Genomic DNA, 19,863 nt, shown 5'->3' with positions numbered 1-19,863 from the left:
ATATTAAAGATTCAATAAAGTTGTAGTCCGGGTATTTACGTAGTAAGCGGAAAGTCTAATAATATAAATGAGAAGCAAACAGACATGAGCACTTATCAATGCTATGATTCTTTGCTATAATTTAATGAAAAATATCACATAAATACCAATGGCTTCTATTACCAGTAGTCCTAAATTCGACTTTCTCGAAGGAACTTCAGCAGCAGACACAATTAGCGGCTTGGATGGCAACGACATAATTTATGCCAAGGGCGGAGATGACTTTCTTGAAGGCGATCGAGGTAAAGACAAAATCTGCGGCGACCAAGGCAACGATACAATTGTCGGCGGCGCAGACGAGGATATCATCTGGGGTGGCAAAGGCAACGATCTAATTTTGGGCGACTCTGGCAACGATACAATTGTCGGCGGCGCGGGTAGCGATACAATGGCCGGCGGCCCCGGCGATGACATTTTTGCGATCGCGAAATTGAACGGTGGCCCAACGGTAGCAACAGCCGACTACATCAACGACTTCGGCAGCGGCAACGACAAAATTCAATTGCTAGACGGCCTGACATTTAACGACTTAAACATCCAGCAAGGCACAGACGCTAACAGCAACAGCACCGTAATTCAAGACAAACTCACGGGCGAATATTTAGCAGTATTGCCAGCAGTCAACAGCAGCAGTGTCAACCGCGACAACTTCACAACTCACTTATCGGGAAACCCGATCCTCGATTGGAACGGAGTCATGCTCAATGCAGTGCGGACAGCCAACAGCGCGCCTCCCCAAGCCTCCCGCAACATGGCAATGGTTCAGGCAGCCGTTTACGACTCTGTTAACTCCATCAGCAAAAAATACAGCCCTTACCGGATCAGCATCGATGCACCAGCAGGCACATCACCAGAAGCAGCCACAGCAGCCGCTGCCCTCCGCGTCTTAGTCAGCCTCTACCCAGCCCAAGCAGCCACATTCAACGAAGCATACGCATCGTCTTTAGCCAAAATTCCTGATGGTAAATCTAAAGAAGACGGCATCGCCCTCGGACAACAGGTGGCCGACCAAATTATCGCTTTGCGGAGTGCAGACGGCACAAAGACAGAAGTGCCGTACATCCCCTCAACCGAGCCCGGTCTCTGGACGCCGACTACCCCCGGTTTTGCTGTAGGGCTGGCGCCGCAGTGGCCCGGCGTTACTCCCTTTGTTATGACTAGCGGTCCTCAGTTTCGCACAGAGGGCCCCCTCGCCATTGACACCGCCAAGTACGCAGAGGAAGTTAACTTCGTCAAAGAAATCGGCAAAAGTGACAGCCTGACGCGCACCCCAGATCAAACTGCGATCGCCAACTTCTGGGCCAACGGTGCAGGTACTTTTACGCCTCCGGGCCACTGGAACCAAATCGCCCAAGATGCAGCGGCTATGGCGGGTAGCTCTCTGGAAGATAACGCCCGGTTGTTCGCCCTGCTAAATTTTGCCCTCGCCGATGCTGCTGTTGTCTCTTGGGATACCAAGTACAAGTACAATTTGTGGCGGCCGGTGACAGCTATCCGCGAAGCTGACAGAGACAACAACCCCAACACGACAGCCGACCCCCTGTGGACTCCGCTGCTAACGACTCCGCCGTTCCCAGAGTACACGTCGGGCCACAGTACCTTTAGCGGTGCGGCAGAGCCTGTTCTGAATGCTGTATTCGGTTCGGATTACGGCTTTGCGGACAAGGGAGATAAATCTGTCAACAGTTTGCGAACTTTTGACAACTTTGCCCAAGCTGCTGAAGAATCGGGGATGAGCCGCCTTTACGGAGGCATCCATTTCATGACTGCTAACCTAGATGGTTTGAGTTCTGGTAGAAATCTGGGGAACTATGTTGTGCAGAATTTCTTACTTTAGGACAGTGGCGAGTCGATCGGGAAATGGAAAATGGAAAACTTGTTATTTTCTATTTTCTAAGTGGGTGCATCTCTAATTTTGCAAATAAAAGAAAAAAGCATTGCACACCTTACCGCTACAAGTAGCGCGTCAAGCCACGCTTTGCGTCCAATACTTACTATTCGAGCAATTCTACAGTGCCGAGATATCCGTCTACCCGTACTTTTTGACCGTCTCGAAAGCGCGTTGTAGCTTCAGCAACATTCATGACTGCGGGAATTTTGTACTCGCGAGCGATAATTGCTCCGTGAGAGAGTTGGCCGCCAACTTCGGCGATAATTGCTGTTGCTCCTAATAATAGCGGTGCCCAACCTGCATCGGTGTAGGGTACGACAACGATCGCACTTTCGCCTAATTCTGTGGTGACACTCCGGCAAATCTTGACAAAACCTTCGACGCAGCCGATACTTGCGGGGATTCCCTGCACGATAGCGGTTGTTGATGTTGCGGGTGCGATCGACCTTTTGGAAGAATTGGGCAGTAAATTGCCGTAGACTACAGGAGGAATCGGGCGATCGCGATCGGCTAAGAGGCGATCGCGCCTTTGGCTAATCGTATCTTGAAAACAAACATTTGCAGCACTGCGAATCCACTGCTGAATCTCCCCAAATTCCAGATAAAAAATATCCCCAGGTTCATCAAATACCTGCATTTCCAACCCGCAAGCTTCAATCTCCAGAAAAGTCCAGCGCAGATGAGCCAACAAACGAGCGTAAACTTCGCTAATTTGGCTTTTGATTATAGCTCGCTCCTGACATTTATTTAAGCGCCATTTTTGAGCAAAAGTCAATCTTAATTTACCCGTTGCTGCCAAATTAGCAACAACAGGTTTTTGAGCCAGAGTTAACAGCAACTTTCGGTAAAATTCCGGCTGTTCCCGCCAAGTAGGAACAGCAATATCCGTTCCCACTTCGCTCAAATATCCGTAAGTATTAAGCCACTGTTCAAAGTCTGCTTGTAAAGCCGGAGTTTCAGCAAAAAATTGTGCTAACTGTGGGGTTGAAACAGTTTCGCCCAATTGCAAAATAGCAGTTGTTCGCAACTTTTCAGCCAACTGCTGTAAAGCTCGCACCGAAGCGATTTCAGGAGCAGTATTATTGTCAAGCCATTCATCGTCAACCTGAAAAATTGCTTTACGAATTGCCAGCCCGATCGGCCCTAAGATATTGTAATAAGTAATCGGTTTCAGCCACTCCTGAATTTGCTCAGATTTATCCAATAACTCCGACAAATACTGATAATTGGGCATTGGGCATTGGGCATTGTTACTATTATCAACTGCCAACTGCCTACTATCAACTGACTTCTCCAGACTTTGGAGTGCGGGGATAAAAACAGAAGTGCGATCGCCCTCAAAATCTGCATTTAGCGCCCGCTCCCGCTGCAACAAACGCCACAAACCGGGCAAATTGGGCAAAATCTTCCCCAAAGGCGGCTTACCCATCTTCTGCCCTCTGAGCAAAAATTCCAAACCCTGCTCCGGCAATCCCATCATCCGAAAAATTTCGCCCAACAAAGTCGCGTTAAAATAGGCGTGGGAACCAAGCAAAGTTGCTGTTTCATTAAAATTTAGATTAGCAGCGCGATCGCCTAAAACCACCCCAAAAATCTCTCCCCAAACCCCGCAAGTCAGCGGCCGATTAATCGACCAAGTTAGCGGGCGAATTGCACCGGGAATCACTTCTGCCGCAATAGTCCGCGTCCAAAACGGCTGCAAATTAGTAATCGGGCGGCTTTGCAAAATCCAAACTTTTTCCCCATCCCAACTCCACTCAATATCCTGCGGGATGCCATGAAAAAAGGCTTCGATGGCTTGCGCTTGTTTGACTAATTCTGCGATAATTTTTTTATCAATAATTGAACTAAATTCTAGGGCGCTTAAATTTTGATCTAAAGTTTCAGGTTGACTAAAATCCACTTCCAAATGAACCGGAGTAAGTTGCCCGCCGACAACAGATGCAGCACCTGCCGGCAAAGCTTCAATAATGATTTGAGAACCGCCATCTAAAGGATTGCGGCTGAACATAACTCCGGCAATTTGGCTTTCAATGTAAGGCTGAATCAAGACAGCCATTTGAGTGTCGGGGAGTTGTCGCTGGCGGCGGTAAGCCACAGCTTCGGAAGTCCAATAAGACTGGCGGCAGGAATTAATGCCGTTGAGCAATTCTGCTTCAGTAAAAACAGGCCCGATGGTTTGATATTGTCCGGCGGCGGAACTAAAATCGCCATCTTCTCCCGCAGCAGAAGATCGCACAATTATGCGGTTGGGGATTTTTGCTTTGAGGTTTTGAATGACAGAATTACTGATTGAAGGGCGATCGACATTCTCCTCATTCCTTCTTCCTTCTTCCCTCTTCCTTATTCCCTCTTCCTTCTTCCCTTTTCCTTCTTCCCTCTTCCCTCTTCCTTCTTCCTTCTTCCTTCTTCCTTCTTCCTTCAAAGATGGCAAAATCCAGCCCGAAGGAACATTAAAACCAGCGCGTTTTAGTTGAGACAACTTAGCAGCCTTATCGCCACAGATTGTAGCATCCAATGAGTCATCGAGAGAAAACAATTGTTCCGATTTAGATAAAGCCATATCATCACCCTGACGGATATTAATCGCTGCTAATAAAACTCCCAATCCGGCTGCTGCTAAAAATTCGGGCATTGATTGACGCCACACCCAAACCCAGAGAGGAGTGCACAGACAGCCGCAGCGGGAAGCAAATAGTCTCGCCCGATCGCCATTTTGCCACCACCGCCGTGCCAAACCCCACACCAGCATCCCCCAGATGCCAGACGAGACAGCCACGGGCGGCGAAAATACCAAAAGACCCCAAACGGCATTAGTGACACCTCCACCTCCGGCGATCGCATATCTAGCAGCGACTAGAGGAATCAACAGGGCGATCGCAATTTGCGGTGCATCCGGGAAGTAAAATCGGCCCGCCAAAACCGGTAAAATACCCCTGTCAACTTCCGCCAACACCGCAGCAATCCCCGCCAATTTCCCGCCGTGAATGAAAGCAGCCGAAACACCAACATTCCCCGTACCCAACCGCCTCAAATCACCGCCGCCCAACAGTCGCACCGCCCAGCTAGTAAGTGGCAAAGCACCGAGGGCAAAACTGGCAGCTAACAGCAATGCCATTGTCAACAGCGCCATAAAATCAGCCCCCAAATTCCCATATCTAAGTATTATGGCTGCAATGCACTCACTTTTTCAGCCTTCAGATATATTGCGCGATCGCCAATAGCACATAAAATACTATGGAAGTAGAGTAAATAAGGATTTCAACATAATGGTAGAACACAACCTAATTATTCCCATCTCAGTTCTTGGTGTGGGATTTGTAGCTGCGGTTAGTATCGGCTCCATTGCGTGGTACAACTCCAAGCGTCCCCCCGGCTGGGAATCCAAAGAACGGCCTGATTTTGTACCGAAAGTTGACAAAGACGATTTGATTGCTGATGTTTCTGATTCCAAAGGTAAGTAAAACAAAGTTTTTTTAGACAATACATAGCGACAGTTTCATTGCTGATCGATATGTAGCTAAAAACCCGGTTTCTACGAGTTTTGCGTTTGGTAACGAACAATCACGCAAGAAACCGGGTTTCTGAAGTTGCCAGTTTAAGTTTAACTTTTCGGGCGCTGCTCAAATCCCACCCACAAAAGTTTAGAAAAACAGGATTGTTAAAATTAGATACGCGCCAGCTTGTAGCCTGGGAATGAGAAAAAATGCCAAAAAAGCTCGATCGCCCGCTACAATAAATAAGAGCCGGCACCGCCTTTTGCAATGAATCCAGAATCAACTCTCGCCAGACTACAAGCTACACTTCCCGACGGAAAACTGCCTTCTAGCTACGGGGTTTACTTCAAAAACACCCTAGTAGCCCTGTGTCACGCCCTAGAAGACCACATCTTGCAAACCAGCGGGGGGGAGGACGATCTCGCACTCAAACCACTGGTATTGGTGACATTTCAGCAGGGAAAATGGTATTTGCAAGAAGCCGATCGCTACCTGGATATTGCTAATGCCTCGCGGCGCGTCGTCATCGGTGCAGTAGCCGACAGCGGCTTCGCTACCCACAAAACAGGTCAATTAGAAAATGTATCTTTAATCAATCTAGATCCGATCGATCCCATCATCCAAGAATGGAATTTAATCATCCTCGCCCCGACTTATAAAGCAATGGTGCTTTGTCGCGAACTTTCAGACGAGGAATATTTGCCAGAGGGCAAGCCAGAAGTTGATACAGAGCGAAAATTCTACGGCTTGTGGTCGTTTGACCAGTCTTTAGTGTCGGCGTCTGCAGAAATTTTTATAGAACAAACACGACATTATAATTCTTCCCTAGCCGACAGTTTGCTAGAAATTCACCATGAAATTCTCGCCACCAAAGGCCCGCCCTTAGCAGACATTAGCGGCGTAGTATCGCGGATTGTCACTTACCTGCAAAGTTCTCAGCAGCAAATGGTAGCAATTAACCGCCAAACCCGCGATTTGTGGGAATTGGAAGGTCAAGCTTTGCGCGTCAGCCGCAATTTGAACGCCAACAAACTGCAAGCTTTTCTGCGGATGGCCCAGCGCGTGGACGAACGCGATAGTTCAAATCCCGCAGCTTCTTTGCAGGTAGCGGCGCTGTCAGAAACATTGGGGCAATTGCTGGATTTACCGGCTTTGCAGTTGCGTCGTCTACGGTTGGCCGGATTGCTGTTTCGAGTCGGCTTGGTTTCGGCCCCAAATGAAGTATTCGATCGCACTCCCGATCAATTCGACCAATCAACTCTATCATTTTGGCGCGATCGCAGTTTCATCGGTTGCCAACTTTTGCAAGCAATGCCGGAGATAGCACCAGTAGCCGAAATTGTCAAGCACGAACTCGAAAAATGGGACGGCAGCGGCAGACCCGAAGGTTTGCGAGGCGAAGAAATACCTATAGCATCGCGGATTTTGGGATTGGTAGCTTATTATCAAGAACTGACTCAACCGCGGGGCGATCGTCAGGCTTTAAGTTTGAGCGCAGCTTTGGAACAGTGCCGCGAACAGTCTGGTACTCGTTTCGATCCGGCTTTGGTGGAAACTCTCAGTAACGTCGTCAGACTCACAGAAATGGGTTTGATGGAGTTACCGAGCCGCCCCAGCCAATTGCCGAATGTCTGGTTGGAAGAATCGGGCGATCGAACTCCAACCGTTGCTCCGGCATTATAGAATCACTGGATTGTTGACTGTTGACTGTTGACTGTTGACTGTTAACTGTTGACTGTTGACTGTTGACTGTTAACCAACAACTGACAACCAACAACTGACAACTGACTAATGACTAACGACCTCGAAGCCATACGCAAAGGCAAAATTCATATGTTGGCCGGCAGAGATTTAGCCGGCACAGACTTAGCGGGAGCCAATCTCGCCGGTGCTGACTTGTCTCAAGCCAACTTAGCAGGAGCTAATCTCGCCGGCGCTAACTTGCAGCGGGCGGTACTGCGAGCAAACCTCCGCGGCGCTGACTTGAGTGGTGCAGATTTGCGGGGCGCAGATTTTCGGAATGCCGATTTGCGCGGAGCTTCCTTTGCTAATGCTTTAGTGCGCGAGGCAAGTTTTGGGGGTGCTTTTTTGACAGGCGCTTCGATCGGCAATTTGGATTTGAGCGGTGTCGATTTGCGCGGTGCAGATTTGCGGGGCGCAGCTTTGGCTAGGGCAATTTTGCAATCCGCCGATTTGAGCCATGCTAATTTGTCCGGTGCTGATTTGTCCGGCGCTGACTTGGAAGAAGCCATCTTGAATGGAGCCGTACTGCGCGGCGCTAACCTAACGGGGGCTAATTTGCTCTGTGCTGCGATCGAACAAACCCTTTGGGATGGAGCGTTGCTCGATCGCGCCTGTCTCCAAGGCACTCCCCTGAACCCTTAAATTTCAAAAATATTCCTTTCTAGGCATACCCAAAATAACATCACCTTATAAAGTGAATAAGCACAAGCTATTTTAACATTTCTTAATGGGAGGTTATAATGGCGACTGTAGATCAGCAAACGCATAAATGGTAGCAGCTTTGTTTAGCGGTACATCCTTTCAAGGTCAAAATGGCGATCGCCTTGTCAGCAAAGTAGCAGGAGCTGCGATCGCGGCCTTATTCAAAAGTTCGGAAAAGGCCGAAGCCAACATCCGAGTCGAACCAGTAGCCAAACTCTTGCAGGGAAGCATCGACGGTTTCGACTTCATTGGCAAAGGTATGTTGATGTACAACGGCCTTCGCATAGAAGTGATGGAACTCTACCTGCAAGCACTCTCCATTGATTTTGGGGCGATTTTTGCAGGAAGCGTGAAATTGCGGCAGCCTACCCAGGCAAATATGCGAGTAGTTTTAAGTCGATCGGATTTAACCACCTCATTCAACACACCTTTTGTAGTTGAAAAACTCCAGAAGCTGAAATACCAAGAGCAATCTCTGCACTTTCAAAACACAGAAGTCAGCTTCGGAACAGACAAATCAATTCGGCTTCAGTCTGAAATTGCCGTAGGCGATGCCAGCGAACCCGTCAACATAGATATTACAGCTCAATTGCAAGTAGAAGACCGACGCAAAATCCAATTTGTCAGCGTTACATACGGAGGCGACCAGCAAGCAGTAGACTTGGGTCAAGCTATAATTGCCCACGTAAATAACCTGCTAGACTTAGACAAATTTGCCTTAGAAGGCACTCAACTGCGAGTAGACCGCTGCCGAGTTCAAAACGACGAGCTAGTTTTTTACGGTTGGGCTGGCATCGAACAGTTCCCCAAAGGCAAGCGTTAAGCCTCAGCCTGCTCAGCTTTGCCCAACAATCTAGTTGGGAAAGAGAAAATTTTTTAGTTAGCAAACAACCCGCGGATGCGGGTTTTGCTTTGGATTTTAGATTGGAGGAAAAATTTCAGATCTAAAATCTAACATCTAACGTCGATCGACTCAAAATCAGCACTGAGGTTGATTCGATCTGGCAAATTATTTTGATACATTTAAACGATCGATTAAATCACCCCTCAAGAATAAAGATGCTCGGATTTTATTTGTTTTGTATCTACGTAGCAGTTTTGTCCGTGCTTGCTAGACCCAGCCACAGCGGGTCTGAGAAATGGTGGGTAGAAATTGTCACCGATTTGCCCCACTGTACCTACTATTTTGGCCCCTTCGACACCGAGAAAGAAGCTTCCAGCAATACTCCGGGCTACATCGAAGACTTGGAAAGCGAAGGAGCCAAAAGGGTTAGCATCCGCATCAAACGGTGTCAGCCTTCCGAGCTCACCATTTGTGATGAATTCTCAGAAGGTGTCGCTGCTTAAGAATTTTGATATTCCTGACCACAGAAACCGCGTTTTTTGACGAAAATACTCCGTCTATCGCGAGGGGTATCGGTTAAACAACCTGGTTTCTGAGCGTCAAGAGTGCGTAAGTTCTGTGTTAGTTTTTCATTAACTGAAGCCTCAACAATAATATTAAGCATCATCTTGTCCTAGTCCTTACCGTGCGGACTTTGTATTTGTAGTGGTGGTTTAAAAGTCGGCTTCTTCTCCACCAAAATGCTGATTGTAAGCAGAATTAACTGTCAAAAATTACCAGGGCTAAATCAGCACAGAGTACGATCCGATCGATCCCGTTGCGTTGATAAATTGAGATAGAACAGTAAAAACTACTTAAATCTTCCCAGAGGTAAATATGTTTGAGCTCTCTATGTTCGGTATGTTTTTCACGGCATTTTGGGTGCTAACTCAACCTGCTAGCAGCACTCGACCTAGCGAATGGTGGGTAGAAGTTGATACAGATTCGCCAAAGCGTACCTATTACTTTGGCCCCTATGACAGCAGACAGGAAGCTTCTAACAGGTCGAACGGCTACATCCGAGACCTGGAGAACAAAGGAGCTAAAAAAATTAGCATCAACATCAAACAAGGTAGCCAACCTACTCAGCTAAGAGCTAGCGAAGAGTCTTGAGAAGTTGGGAAACTGCCAATTACGGGCGAATAAAATTTGACTTGTTAACAGGTTTTTTTTCAAATGAGATCGCGCTTTCATACAGGAGGGACACAGCATGGTTGTGTCCCTTTAAAATTTTTAAGAACTGGTATTATTTGCGCCCGGTAAATGCAAGTTTTTTCAAGGGAGCATTTGGTTGAGATTACTGCGAGGATTAAAAGTACGATTGGCTTTGATTTTCTCGTAAAACTCTCGTTCCTCAGCGGTGAGTTCTTTCGGCGGGACGATCGCAATTTTGACCAACAAATCAGTCCGTTCATCCTTCTTCGGTTTCGGCCATCCTTTCCCGCGCAACCGCAAAGACTGACCCGATCGCATCCCGGCTGGAAATTTTACAGTTATCATACCTTCAGGCGCCGGCACTTCAATCGAAGCTCCCAACACCGCTTCATCGGGAGTTATCGGCACTTCGCAGACCAAATTCTCTCCCTCAAACTGGAAGAAAGCGTGAGGTAAAACTTCTAACTTTAAGTACAAATCTCCCTGCTGCTTCGTGTACGGGTCAACTTGACCTTTGCCTTTTACCCGAATTTTGCTGCCAGTTTTCACTCCCGCAGGAATCGAAACTTCGCCCGTGGCGACTCGCTTGGAAGTTCCCCGAAATGCTTCCCCCAGAGTCAGGGAAATCGTCACCTCAGTGTCGCGAGTGCCTCCTGCGCTGCGGTTTTCGTACCCCGCGAAATCTTCAAATCCGCCAAAACCGGTCGGCCCGCCGGCGCTGGTGCGCTGGTTGCTATAATTCCACTTGCTGCTACGGCTACTACTACCACCCGCACCACTGGCCGCGCGCCCCAGCAAGGCATTGATAAATTCGTCAAAACTACCGTACTGGCTGAAGTCAACACCACCAAAGTCTACATTCGTGGCGCCCCCTCCTGGCCATCCGCTGGGAGTTGCAGCCGCTTGCTTCCAGTATTGACCGTATTGGTCGTATTTTTGGCGTTTTTCTGGGTCGGAAAGCACTTCGTAAGCTTCGTTTACTTCTTTAAAACGAGCTTCGGCTTCTTTGTTCCCTGGATTCATATCCGGGTGATATTTGCGGGCTAGTTTGCGGAAAGTTTTTTTAATTTCATCAGCGCTGGTGGTTTTGTTGAGTCCCAAAATAGCGTAATAGTCTTTAAAATCTGTTGCAGCCATTAAGTAATCCTCTCTTTATTAGTTATTAGTTGTTAGTTGTTAGTTGTTAGTTGTTAGTTGCTAGTTGTTAGTTGTTAGTTGTTAGTTGTTAGTTGTTAGTTGTTAGTTGTTAGTTGTTAGAAAGAATAAATCCCAAATTAGCAGGATGGCGAATTATAGCAACCGCACCCGACAGTAAGGACGTTCTCGCGTTGCACCTCTTCCTTCTTCCCTCTTCCCTCTTCCTTCTTCCTTCTTCCTTCTTCAAATTATAGGTTATCAAAGGTTTGGACTCGATCGAGTTCGGTTGTTGCTTTGCGGGACATCGCAATTTCCGCACCCCGCTGCTGTTGGAGATTTTGACGAGTTGTGCGTCTTCGCGATTTTGGTGTGGCTGCGAGATTAGATGAGAGTTGAGGCGGGCCGGAGAAAGCTGCTGCGGTTGTGCGATCGCCCGTTGGGTTGACTGGCCCTGGCGATCGATCTTTTTTTGGGGTGCGCGGTGCGATCGAACTTTTCTTCTCTAGCTTTTCACCCAATGCAAATCCTAGCACGTTCTCATCAGCAACTCCAGTCCAATCTGCTACCTAAATTTTGACTCAATTATACCCTAAAGTGCGCAGTAATTCAACAACCCTTCGAGATATCTTTTCCTCCCCAGACTGGTGCTATACTATTTATTTTGAAAGCCTCTGCATAGATTTATGTCACAAAAATATAACATAATCTCTCTGCTTTTTGTTAACTAGAACACACACTTTTAGAAAAATTAAGATAGGATGGTAGCTCAATAAGTTATTAACGTTACGAGAGTGCAGCTACCATGAATTATTTGCTAAGTTGGCCTTGCGGCTGCTGCGACGATTGGAAAGAAAATTCCGAGAGTTGTGTTGTACTCAGAAACGGGCAGCGCATTTGTCAGTCGTGCTACGATCGCAAATACAATAATCAGAAGCTATCGGCCCGACGCAGGCGATCGAACATATCTGTATCACCGCAGACCGTAACAGAGACTGTCCCTTATTAATGCGCCTGAGTTTGAATAAAGCCAAGTATTTCGACAGCCTTGCACCAGCAGTTGCCATTAATAAGCTGTTCTACATTTAAATTGTGTGTGAAAAATTAATAAAACTCTTGTGGTACGTTGCTCCGACGCCGTTCCAAATATACCATTCAAATGCGCGACAGCTTAATGAACTCAAAAAATAATTGCGTCATCAGTCATCAGTCATCAGTCATCAGTCATCGGTAATCTGCCACTAATTTAGTTATTTATCATCAGTCACTTGAAAAGCAGGTAACAGATTTTAACTTAAAAAACTAATGACTGACAACTAATGACGAATGACTAATAACTAAATGATAGTTCCATCAGGAATCGTGGCATTTTTCAGGACTACGACAATGCCGCTGCGGATATAAAAACCTTGGTTTTCGCGGTTAGCTTCTTCCACTCGGTCTTTATTAATGATTTGAACATTGCGGCCGATGCGGGCATTTTTATCCACAATCGCGCGGCGAATTGTAGTATCTGGGCCGATACCGAGGGGAACTCCGCCATTGTCTAAACTCGAATGCCGTTCAGCGTCTGGTTCGTAGAAGTCAGCACCCATAACCAGGGTATCTTGAATCGTACATCCAGCTTCAATGCGCGATCGAACTCCCAACACAGAATGGTCGATCCGGCACTGTTTGAGAATGCAGCCTTCAGCAATAATCGATTCCGTCACATGAGTATCTAAAAGCTTAGTCGGCGGCAAGAAACGCGGGCGAGTGTAAATCGGCGCATTTTCATCGTAGAAACTGAAAGGCGGCTGAGGCTGTTTTGTCAGCGCCAAGTTAGCATCATAAAAAGCCTCAATGGTTCCGATATCTTCCCAGTAATCGTCAAACAAATAAGCTTGAACGTTGTGGTCTTTTGCAGAATTCGGAATAATCTCTTTACCAAAATCCGTTTGGTTGGGAGATTCTTTCAGGAGTTTAATCAAAACTTCTTTTTTGAAGACGTAAATCCCCATCGAAGCAATGTAAGGACTTTCCTGAGCCTGCTGCGGTGTCAGTCCCAGTTTAGTCGTATCCACCTGCATTTGTTTGAGCGCATCACCTTTTGGCTTTTCGCTGAAAGAAGTAATGCGGCCGTTGTCGTCGATTTTTGTCAAACCAAAATCCGAGGCCCGCTTCTCGTCCATTGGCAAAACCGAGAGGGTGATATCGGCTTTGGTTTCGCGGTGTCTCTCCACAAACTTCTGGTAGTCCATGCGGTAGAGGTGGTCGCCTGAGAGAATCAAGTATTCGTCAACGTCCCACTGTTCTAGCAGCGAGAGATATTGGCGAACTGCGTCGGCTGTCCCTTGAAACCAGTTGGGGTTTTCCTGAGTTTGCTGGGCGGCGAGCACCTCGACAAATCCCTCGGTGAAGCCCGAAAACTGGTAGGTGCGAGAGATGTGGCGGTTGAGGGATGCCGAGTTGAACTGGGTGAGGACGTAGATTTTGACTATTTCGGAGTTGATGCAATTGCTGACAGGAATATCGATGAGGCGATATTTGCCTGCGAGGGGAACTGCGGGTTTGGCTCGCAGTTTGGTTAGGGGGTAAAGGCGGGTGCCGACACCGCCACCGAGGATGATGGCTAAGACTCTTTTCAAGGAACTTTCTCCCTAGGATCTATGAACTCTTCAAGTCCAGTGTCCGATGGTGAGGGCATCTTGACAAGGGGGGGGAAGGAGGAAGTTTTGAGTGATGAGTTCAGTCGCTGGTGCAGAAACCGGGTTGTTTAATCCAAATACTTCGTTCAAACCCTCGACAAGAGTTAAAAAACTCGGTTTATGAAAGTTGGCGTGCGTCCGGGACTGGTGTTATGAGTTTGAAGTTTTGAGTTAAAATACTCATCAATCAATAATCGATATTTTCACAAGTTGGGAGTTTTGGGTTAAAATACCCATCGGTAAATAAGGGCAGTTTAACGAAAGAATAAGGTTCGGGGTTTTGGCTGTAGATTACAAGTTTTATCTCGTTAATTCGGGCTTCTCGCCATTACTCCATTCAGGCTCGATCGCACTTATTGTTTTTGTTGTAGACCGATCGCACTTTGTCAAGAGCGCTCTTGTTATGCTTGAGTTTGATCCCGTTGTTTTTGCTGGCGTTCCTCTTCTCACAGGCGAGTCTAACTCCACAGCACTCAGGAATCGCCGCCCGTCGGGACGATCGAGTTATAGGGTAGAATCTGTTTTAAATTTTGGATAGACTGCAAATTTGTGTGATATTTGGCGATCGGTCGATCGACCAAACTTGACAAGCCGTGTCTATTCTCTACCAAAAGCTAGATCCGCTAGAAACCTCTGATACTGTAGCCTAAGCCGTAAAAGACAGGAAAATTGTATGCAAATCCAAACGCCAGACTGGGTTAAACACGCCGTATTCTACCAAATATTCCCCGATCGCTTCGCAAAAAGCAAACAGCCCCGCAAACGCCTGCTGCAAAACTTCATGTGGGAAGAATGGCACGAAATCCCTACCCTCCAAAGCTACAAAGGAGGCGACTTGTGGGGTGTTATGGAACAGCTAGATTACTTGCAAGATTTAGGCATTAATGCCATTTACTTTACCCCGATATTTCAGTCAGCCAGCAATCACCGCTACCACACCCACGACTACTATCAAGTAGATCCAATGTTGGGCGGGAATCCAGCATTTAAAGAGCTTCTAGACGCCGCCCACGCTCGCGACATCAAAATCGTCCTCGACGGCGTATTCAACCACGCCAGCCGCGGCTTTTTCTTCTTTCACGACATCCTGGAAAACGGGCCCCATTCTCCTTGGCTCGATTGGTTTCAAATTGAAGGCTGGCCGCTATCCGCCTACGACGGCAATTTCCCAGCTAATTATGCCGGTTGGGACGGCAATCGAGCGCTACCTGTATTCAATCACGACAATCCTGAAGTGCGAGAATATATCATGGAAATCGCCGAATATTGGATTAAATTCGGCGTTGACGGCTGGCGGCTGGACGTTCCTTTTGAAATTAAAACAGAGGGATTTTGGCAGGAATTTCGAGACAGAGTGAAAGCGGTTAATCCTGAAGCTTACATTGTCGGCGAAGTTTGGGAAGATGCCAGAGAATGGCTCGACGGCAGTCAATTTGACGGAGTGATGAATTATCTGTTTGCGGCCCCGACTATTGCTTTTGCAGCGGGCGATCGGGTAGATATGAACCAATTAGAAGGTCGCTCTTATTACCCCTATCCGGCGCTGTTTGCCAAGCAGTACGGGGAGAAGATTCAGGAAGTTTTGGAATTATATCCCTGGGAAATACAGCTAACTCAACTAAATTTGTTGGCCAGTCACGATACTGCGAGGTTGCTGTCAATTTCTGGAGACGATCGAGCTAGTGTAGAAATTGCGACTTTGCTGCTGTTAACTTATCCCGGAGCTCCCAGCATTTATTACGGTGATGAAGTTGGTTTACCCGGTGCTCTAGATCCTGATTCTCGCCGCAGTTTTCCCTTAAATGCTCACTGGGAACTTGATGTTTTAGACTATCACAAGCAGTTGATAGCTTTGCGCCACAAATACGCCGCCCTCCGCACTGGGACTTACCAAATTCTGTTTGCTGAAGGCACGGTTTACGTTTTTGCTCGAATTTTGGAGGATGAGGAAATAATTGTGGCGGTGAATGTCGCAACTCAAGAGGTAAAGGTGAATTTTGAAACTCCCAGTTTGAAATCTCCTCACGATAAATTGCTGTTCGGTAAAGGCGAATTTGTTTGGAAAGGTGAAGGGGAAACTCGGCAGTTAGAATTGAGTCTGCCGGCGCGATCGGGTTTAATTATCGGTTCAGCTAATTAGTGCTTTACACATTTGAGACCAAAGAAACCGGGTTTTTGACCTAATCTGTGAGTGAAAACGAAATATTGAAGTAAAAAACCCGGTTTCTGACATTGGTGCAAGATTTCTGATTCATGAGATTGTTGGGCAAAGTGAAACGTAGGGTTCGTTCCTCCTGACATCTTGCACAACAAACAAAAACTGGAAATAGGATTAAACATTTAGGATAAAAACTTAGATATTTGGTCTTATTTCCGGTTTTTATAAGTTTATTGAAAATAGTGCAATATCTCAGTTCCTCTCAACCCAACCTACACAAACTGCCTCTTGTTGATGCTCCCACCACAAAGACAGGCATCAATGCAGTAAACTAGGTTATTGAAAAATATCTATTGTTTCTCAGGATATGTAATGCAGCGCCTAAAGATATTAGCGCAGTTCTCTCGGTTGAGACGCTGGTTTGCTCAGAATTTAGGGGTGAGCACCCTTCGCAAAGAACAAGTCTATTTGGACATTGCTCAATCGGTGACGCTGACAGATGCCAGCTATTGGATTCAAGTTTTATTTTCTGCTGGGATTGCTACCCTGGGACTGGTGTTGAATAGTCCGGCCGTCATCATTGGCGCGATGCTGATTTCACCTTTAATGGGGAGTATTTTGGCAAACGGGCTGGCTTTGGCTGCTGGGGATGCGATTTTGGCGCTACGGGCTCTTGTTAATTTAATTTTGAGCTGCGGGCTAGCTATTTCCTTTGCGGTTGTGTTGGTATTGATTTTGCCATTTCAGGAAATGACCGACGAAATTCTGGCGAGAACTCAGCCAAATTTGCTGGATTTAGTGATTGCGCTGTTTTCTGGGGCTGTGGGGGCGGTGGCTATTTGCAAGGAGGCTAAGGGGGTTGTTACGTCTATTCCGGGGGTTTCGATCGCAGTGGCGCTGATGCCGCCGCTTTGTGTTGTGGGTTATGGTATTGCAACGGCGGTGAGTGTGAGTCCTGGAAGCGGGTTGGCGGTGGCGCGAGGGGGAGGGCTGCTGTTTTTTACCAACTTAGTCGCTATTACGTTTATGGCGATGCTGGTGTTTTTGGTTCTGCACATTGATAGCTTTCCCGTGCGCGAGCGGGTGCGTTTGTGGCGGGAAAGCAATGGAGAAAGCATTTGGATGCAGTCGTTGGTCGCTCGAATTCCGGCGTCGGAACGATTGAAGCGCATCGGTAGTTTGCCAAGTCGCCTGCTGCTGATTTTGATGACTATTTCATTGACTTCGATTCCTCTGTATCAATCTTACAATCAACTTAGCGACGAAATCTCTCGCAAGCAGCAAGAAAATCAACTGCGTAATAACGCTACAGACATTTGGCAAAAAAACTTTGGTAACTTTGCTGATGGCAAAGTGCGATCGTACATCAGTCAACTTTCGTTTCGAGAACAAAAGCGTAAATTGGTCGCTCAACTTCAGGTGGTTACTAGCCAGGTTTACACGGAAGCGGAACGAGAGCAATACAAGCAATTGCTGTCAGCGAAGCTGGGGAGGCCGTTGGAGTCAATTTCTCTGAATCTGATTCAAATTCCTATAGCTTCTAGCGAGCTGTTAGCAACAAAGGTTTCTGAAAAAACAATCAAGCCGGAGCCTCCTCCGACGGTTGCCCAATTGCAATCGAGTTTTTTGAACGCTGTGGAGTCTGCCCTTGATTCTCTGATTTTGCCTCTCCCGGCTCAATTGATCAGTTATCAGGCGATTACGAGCCCCGTGACGCCGTTAAGGATTCAGATTGCTTACTTTAGTCCGCGGGATCTCGATCGCGACGGCCAAGCGCTGCTAGTGGAGGATATCCGCAGTCAATTAAATTACCCTACAGCACAGGTCAATTTCAATCGGATTGCGCCGATCGCTGGAACGGTTACTTTTGCGTTAAATCAAGCTCAAATTGCGGCAAATCAAGTTCAATTGCTCGATCGACTGGGTAAGACTGTACAGCAAAATCCTAAATTGCAGATTGAAATGAGTTCCGGCCAAGCGCCCTCGGAAGCTGGAGCGCCGGCCCAAGGGCGATCGGTGGCGGTTCGCAATTATTTGCAAACAAAATGGCAAATTAAGCCCGATCGCTATATTACTAAAACTGCAACTGCAACTCAACCAATTGTCCAGTTGAAAACAGTTCTTAAAAAACCGCCCCAAAATTCCTCACCTTCTGTTGGGCAGGATGCAGTTGAAGGAGAAGTGACACGCTGACTATTTTTAACACCAGTGTCGAAAAGACGGAATGTGATTTCCCCAAAACCCATCTGTAGGGACACGGCAGTGCCGTGTCCCTACAGAAAATCATTTAGGATTGCTATATGCAATCCGATCATTACAAATAGGAAAATTTTAAAATGATAGAAACGAGTCTACAAGAAGTGGGAATTGAAGACAATTTGAAGCAATTTTTACTGGTGCTTTCAGTTTCTTTGAGTGTGGCAACTCTGCCACAAATTGTTAGTTGGTTGCGCCGAATTCCCTATACGCTGCTGCTAGTAATTGTGGGAGCTTGTCTGGCTTTGGTCGATGTGCGATTGGTGAATCTTTCGCCTGAATTGATTCTGTTGATTTTTCTGCCGCCGCTACTGTTTGAAGCTGCTTGGAATTTGAAGTGGTCGAGTTTAAAACAGGATTTAATTCCTATTTGTCTTTATGCTGTTTTCGGTGTGCTGATTTCGATTGTGGGTGTGGCAATTGGTTTGAATCAATTTGCCGGTCTTTCTTTGGGAACTGCGCTGATGATTGGGGCTACCCTTTCAGCTACCGATCCGGTTTCGGTGACGGCTTTGTTTCGGGAGTTGGGGGTTGAGAAGCGTCTCAGCACTTTGATGGAAGGCGAAAGTTTGTTTAATGACGGAATGGCGGTTGTGGCGTTTGGATTTCTGGCTGCTTTTGCTCAGGGAACTGCTAAGTTATCGCCGGGGCCGATTTTGCTGGAGTTGATAACGGTGGTGGGGATTGGGCTGGGGGTTGGCGGGCTGATCGGGTTTGCGATTTCTTATCTGACGCAGCGGTTCGATTTACCTCTGGTGGAGCAGTCTCTGACGTTGGTTTCGGCCTACGGTACTTATTTGATTGCGGAGGATTTGGGGGGATCGGGGGTGATTGGGGTGGTCACGACGGGGCTAATTTTGGGCAATTTTGGTTCTCGCATCGGGATGAATCCTCGTACTCGGATTATTGTGAGTGAGTTTTGGGAATTTTTAGCTTTTTTTGTGAATTCGATTGTGTTTTTGCTGATTGGCGATCAGATTCGGTTTGGGAGTTTGGGTGAAAATTTGGATGCGATCGCGGTGACGATTGTGGCGGTGATTGTAACGCGGGCGATCGCCATTTACGGACTGGGAAGTCTCAGCAACCGTTTTGCCACATCCGCCATTCCGCTCCAGGAGCAAACGGTGCTGTGGTGGGGAGGGCTGCGGGGTGCGGTGTCGGTGGCCTTGGCTTTGAGCGTACCTGAAGGTTTACCGGGCCGGGAGGTGGTGATTGCGACGGTTTTTGGGACGGTGTTGTTTACTTTACTGGTGCAGGGACTGACTATTCAGCCTGTTCTGGCAAAACTGGATCTGCTGGGGGATGGGCCGATGCGCGGGGAGTATTTGGAGGCGATCGCCCGTCGGGCGGCTTTGGGTAGGGTGTTGCAACGGTTGGCTGAGATGGAGGAACAGCCGGGGGTCGATCGGGAGTTTTATGAGTATCAAGAATCGCTGGTTAAGGGGGAGCTCATGAGGATTGAGGCGGAGGTCGATCGGCTTCAAGATGAATATCCCGATCTCAGCACGTTTATTGCTGAGCAAATTCGAGCGGAGTTGCTGGCGATCGAGGCTGACACCTATGCTGAGTTTGTGCGATCGGGTCGCTTAAATCAAGAACTGTCTCTCTTTTTGGGAGTTGAGAATATAGGGGAGTAATTATAGAGGGCGACGGTTTTTTCTCTATCTTGAAAACTTCCCAAATGCCGGCCCGGAATAGATTCAAACCAATACTTCAGT

General features: G+C 47.4%; 16 protein-coding genes. 10 read left to right on the top strand and 6 right to left on the bottom strand.

The features are described from left to right. Positions 1 to 148: 148 nt before the first annotated feature. Positions 149 to 1,876: a phosphatase PAP2 family protein gene (locus QUB52_RS09385; protein WP_265237740.1), complete on the top strand. Its 1,728-nt coding sequence runs from the start codon at positions 149 to 151 to the stop codon at positions 1,874 to 1,876. A 157-nt stretch (positions 1,877 to 2,033) separates the two neighbouring features. Here the strand turns inward: QUB52_RS09385 and QUB52_RS09380 are convergent, their stop codons facing one another. Then, the gene (locus QUB52_RS09380; RefSeq protein ID WP_332973684.1) at positions 2,034 to 5,063 is read right to left on the bottom strand and encodes a glycerol-3-phosphate acyltransferase; all 3,030 of its coding nucleotides are present in this window, start codon (positions 5,061 to 5,063) and stop codon (positions 2,034 to 2,036) included. 136 nt (positions 5,064 to 5,199) lie between these two features. On the opposite strand from QUB52_RS09380, the gene psb35 reads away from it, so the two are divergent. The 6 genes from psb35 to QUB52_RS09350 all read left to right on the top strand — a co-directional run bounded on the left by psb35 (position 5,200) and on the right by QUB52_RS09350 (position 9,868). After that, complete coding sequence (gene psb35 / locus QUB52_RS09375) at positions 5,200 to 5,394, top strand: photosystem II assembly protein Psb35 (RefSeq protein WP_332973682.1); 195 nt, start codon at positions 5,200 to 5,202, stop codon at positions 5,392 to 5,394. A 300-nt stretch (positions 5,395 to 5,694) separates the two neighbouring features. Next, positions 5,695 to 7,110: an HD domain-containing phosphohydrolase gene (locus QUB52_RS09370; RefSeq protein ID WP_332973681.1), complete on the top strand. Its 1,416-nt coding sequence runs from the start codon at positions 5,695 to 5,697 to the stop codon at positions 7,108 to 7,110. A 108-nt stretch (positions 7,111 to 7,218) separates the two neighbouring features. Continuing rightward, a complete protein-coding gene (locus tag QUB52_RS09365; protein ID WP_332973680.1) occupies positions 7,219 to 7,812 on the top strand; it encodes a pentapeptide repeat-containing protein in 594 nt (197 codons plus the stop codon). A 127-nt stretch (positions 7,813 to 7,939) separates the two neighbouring features. Further along, positions 7,940 to 8,695, top strand: coding sequence for an LmeA family phospholipid-binding protein (locus QUB52_RS09360; RefSeq protein ID WP_265237731.1), 756 nt, complete (start codon positions 7,940 to 7,942; stop codon positions 8,693 to 8,695). Between the two features lie 236 nt (positions 8,696 to 8,931). Then, positions 8,932 to 9,219, top strand: coding sequence for a DUF1816 domain-containing protein (locus tag QUB52_RS09355; RefSeq protein WP_265237729.1), 288 nt, complete (start codon positions 8,932 to 8,934; stop codon positions 9,217 to 9,219). A 373-nt stretch (positions 9,220 to 9,592) separates the two neighbouring features. Next, on the top strand, positions 9,593 to 9,868 hold the full coding sequence (locus QUB52_RS09350) for a DUF1816 domain-containing protein (RefSeq protein ID WP_265237727.1): 276 nt from the start codon (positions 9,593 to 9,595) through the stop codon (positions 9,866 to 9,868). A gap of 162 nt (positions 9,869 to 10,030) precedes the next feature. On the opposite strand, the gene QUB52_RS09345 is transcribed toward QUB52_RS09350, so the two are convergent. From QUB52_RS09345 to QUB52_RS09325, 5 genes are all read right to left on the bottom strand, one after another. Then, complete coding sequence (locus tag QUB52_RS09345; RefSeq protein ID WP_265237725.1) at positions 10,031 to 11,047, bottom strand: J domain-containing protein; 1,017 nt, start codon at positions 11,045 to 11,047, stop codon at positions 10,031 to 10,033. 109 nt (positions 11,048 to 11,156) lie between these two features. Next, entirely contained in the window at positions 11,157 to 11,309 is a 153-nt protein-coding gene (locus QUB52_RS09340; RefSeq protein ID WP_265237724.1) for a hypothetical protein, read from the bottom strand. After that, complete coding sequence (locus QUB52_RS09335) at positions 11,296 to 11,580, bottom strand: hypothetical protein (RefSeq protein ID WP_265237723.1); 285 nt, start codon at positions 11,578 to 11,580, stop codon at positions 11,296 to 11,298. The genes QUB52_RS09340 and QUB52_RS09335 overlap by 14 nt, the downstream gene beginning before the upstream one ends. Before the next feature lie 801 nt (positions 11,581 to 12,381). Further along, positions 12,382 to 13,671 carry a glucose-1-phosphate adenylyltransferase gene (locus QUB52_RS09330; protein ID WP_332969673.1) on the bottom strand — a complete coding sequence of 430 codons (1,290 nt, stop codon included), beginning with the start codon at positions 13,669 to 13,671 and terminating at the stop codon, positions 12,382 to 12,384. A gap of 533 nt (positions 13,672 to 14,204) precedes the next feature. Next, on the bottom strand, positions 14,205 to 14,342 hold the full coding sequence (locus tag QUB52_RS09325; RefSeq protein ID WP_332969671.1) for a hypothetical protein: 138 nt from the start codon (positions 14,340 to 14,342) through the stop codon (positions 14,205 to 14,207). Positions 14,343 to 14,404: 62 nt separating this feature from the next. Between QUB52_RS09325 and QUB52_RS09320 the strand changes: the two genes are divergently transcribed. The 3 genes from QUB52_RS09320 (at position 14,405) to QUB52_RS09310 (ending at position 19,782) form a co-directional block, all read left to right on the top strand. After that, positions 14,405 to 15,871, top strand: a complete 1,467-nt coding sequence (locus QUB52_RS09320) for a glycoside hydrolase family 13 protein (RefSeq protein WP_332973678.1) — start codon at positions 14,405 to 14,407, stop codon at positions 15,869 to 15,871. 390 nt (positions 15,872 to 16,261) lie between these two features. Then, entirely contained in the window at positions 16,262 to 18,082 is a 1,821-nt protein-coding gene (locus QUB52_RS09315; RefSeq protein WP_332973677.1) for a DUF389 domain-containing protein, read from the top strand. 143 nt (positions 18,083 to 18,225) lie between these two features. Continuing rightward, the gene (locus QUB52_RS09310) at positions 18,226 to 19,782 is read left to right on the top strand and encodes a Na+/H+ antiporter (RefSeq protein WP_332973676.1); all 1,557 of its coding nucleotides are present in this window, start codon (positions 18,226 to 18,228) and stop codon (positions 19,780 to 19,782) included. The last annotated feature ends 81 nt before the right edge of the window (positions 19,783 to 19,863 follow it).

It is taken from the genome of Microcoleus sp. A6-C6 (genome assembly GCF_036705955.1).
GTDB lineage: Bacteria > Cyanobacteriota > Cyanobacteriia > Cyanobacteriales > Microcoleaceae > Microcoleus.
Note: the sequence above shows the minus strand (reverse complement) of the source record. Positions and strands in the feature narration are given on the sequence as shown.

Bases quoted from the DNA above. Each gene is read 5' to 3' on its own strand.
- QUB52_RS09355 (WP_265237729.1), top strand. From the start codon at position 8,932: ATGCTCGGATTTTATTTGTTTTGTATCTACGTAGCAGTTTTGTCCGTG.
- QUB52_RS09360 (WP_265237731.1), top strand. From the start codon at position 7,940: ATGGTAGCAGCTTTGTTTAGCGGTACATCCTTTCAAGGTCAAAATGGC.
- QUB52_RS09385 (WP_265237740.1), top strand. From the start codon at position 149: ATGGCTTCTATTACCAGTAGTCCTAAATTCGACTTTCTCGAAGGAACT.
- psb35 (WP_332973682.1), top strand. From the start codon at position 5,200: ATGGTAGAACACAACCTAATTATTCCCATCTCAGTTCTTGGTGTGGGA.
- QUB52_RS09380 (WP_332973684.1), bottom strand. From the start codon at position 5,063: ATGGCGCTGTTGACAATGGCATTGCTGTTAGCTGCCAGTTTTGCCCTC.
- QUB52_RS09350 (WP_265237727.1), top strand. From the start codon at position 9,593: ATGTTTGAGCTCTCTATGTTCGGTATGTTTTTCACGGCATTTTGGGTG.
- QUB52_RS09310 (WP_332973676.1), top strand. From the start codon at position 18,226: ATGATAGAAACGAGTCTACAAGAAGTGGGAATTGAAGACAATTTGAAG.
- QUB52_RS09345 (WP_265237725.1), bottom strand. From the start codon at position 11,047: ATGGCTGCAACAGATTTTAAAGACTATTACGCTATTTTGGGACTCAAC.
- QUB52_RS09365 (WP_332973680.1), top strand. From the start codon at position 7,219: ATGACTAACGACCTCGAAGCCATACGCAAAGGCAAAATTCATATGTTG.
- QUB52_RS09370 (WP_332973681.1), top strand. From the start codon at position 5,695: ATGAATCCAGAATCAACTCTCGCCAGACTACAAGCTACACTTCCCGAC.
- QUB52_RS09315 (WP_332973677.1), top strand. From the start codon at position 16,262: ATGCAGCGCCTAAAGATATTAGCGCAGTTCTCTCGGTTGAGACGCTGG.
- QUB52_RS09320 (WP_332973678.1), top strand. From the start codon at position 14,405: ATGCAAATCCAAACGCCAGACTGGGTTAAACACGCCGTATTCTACCAA.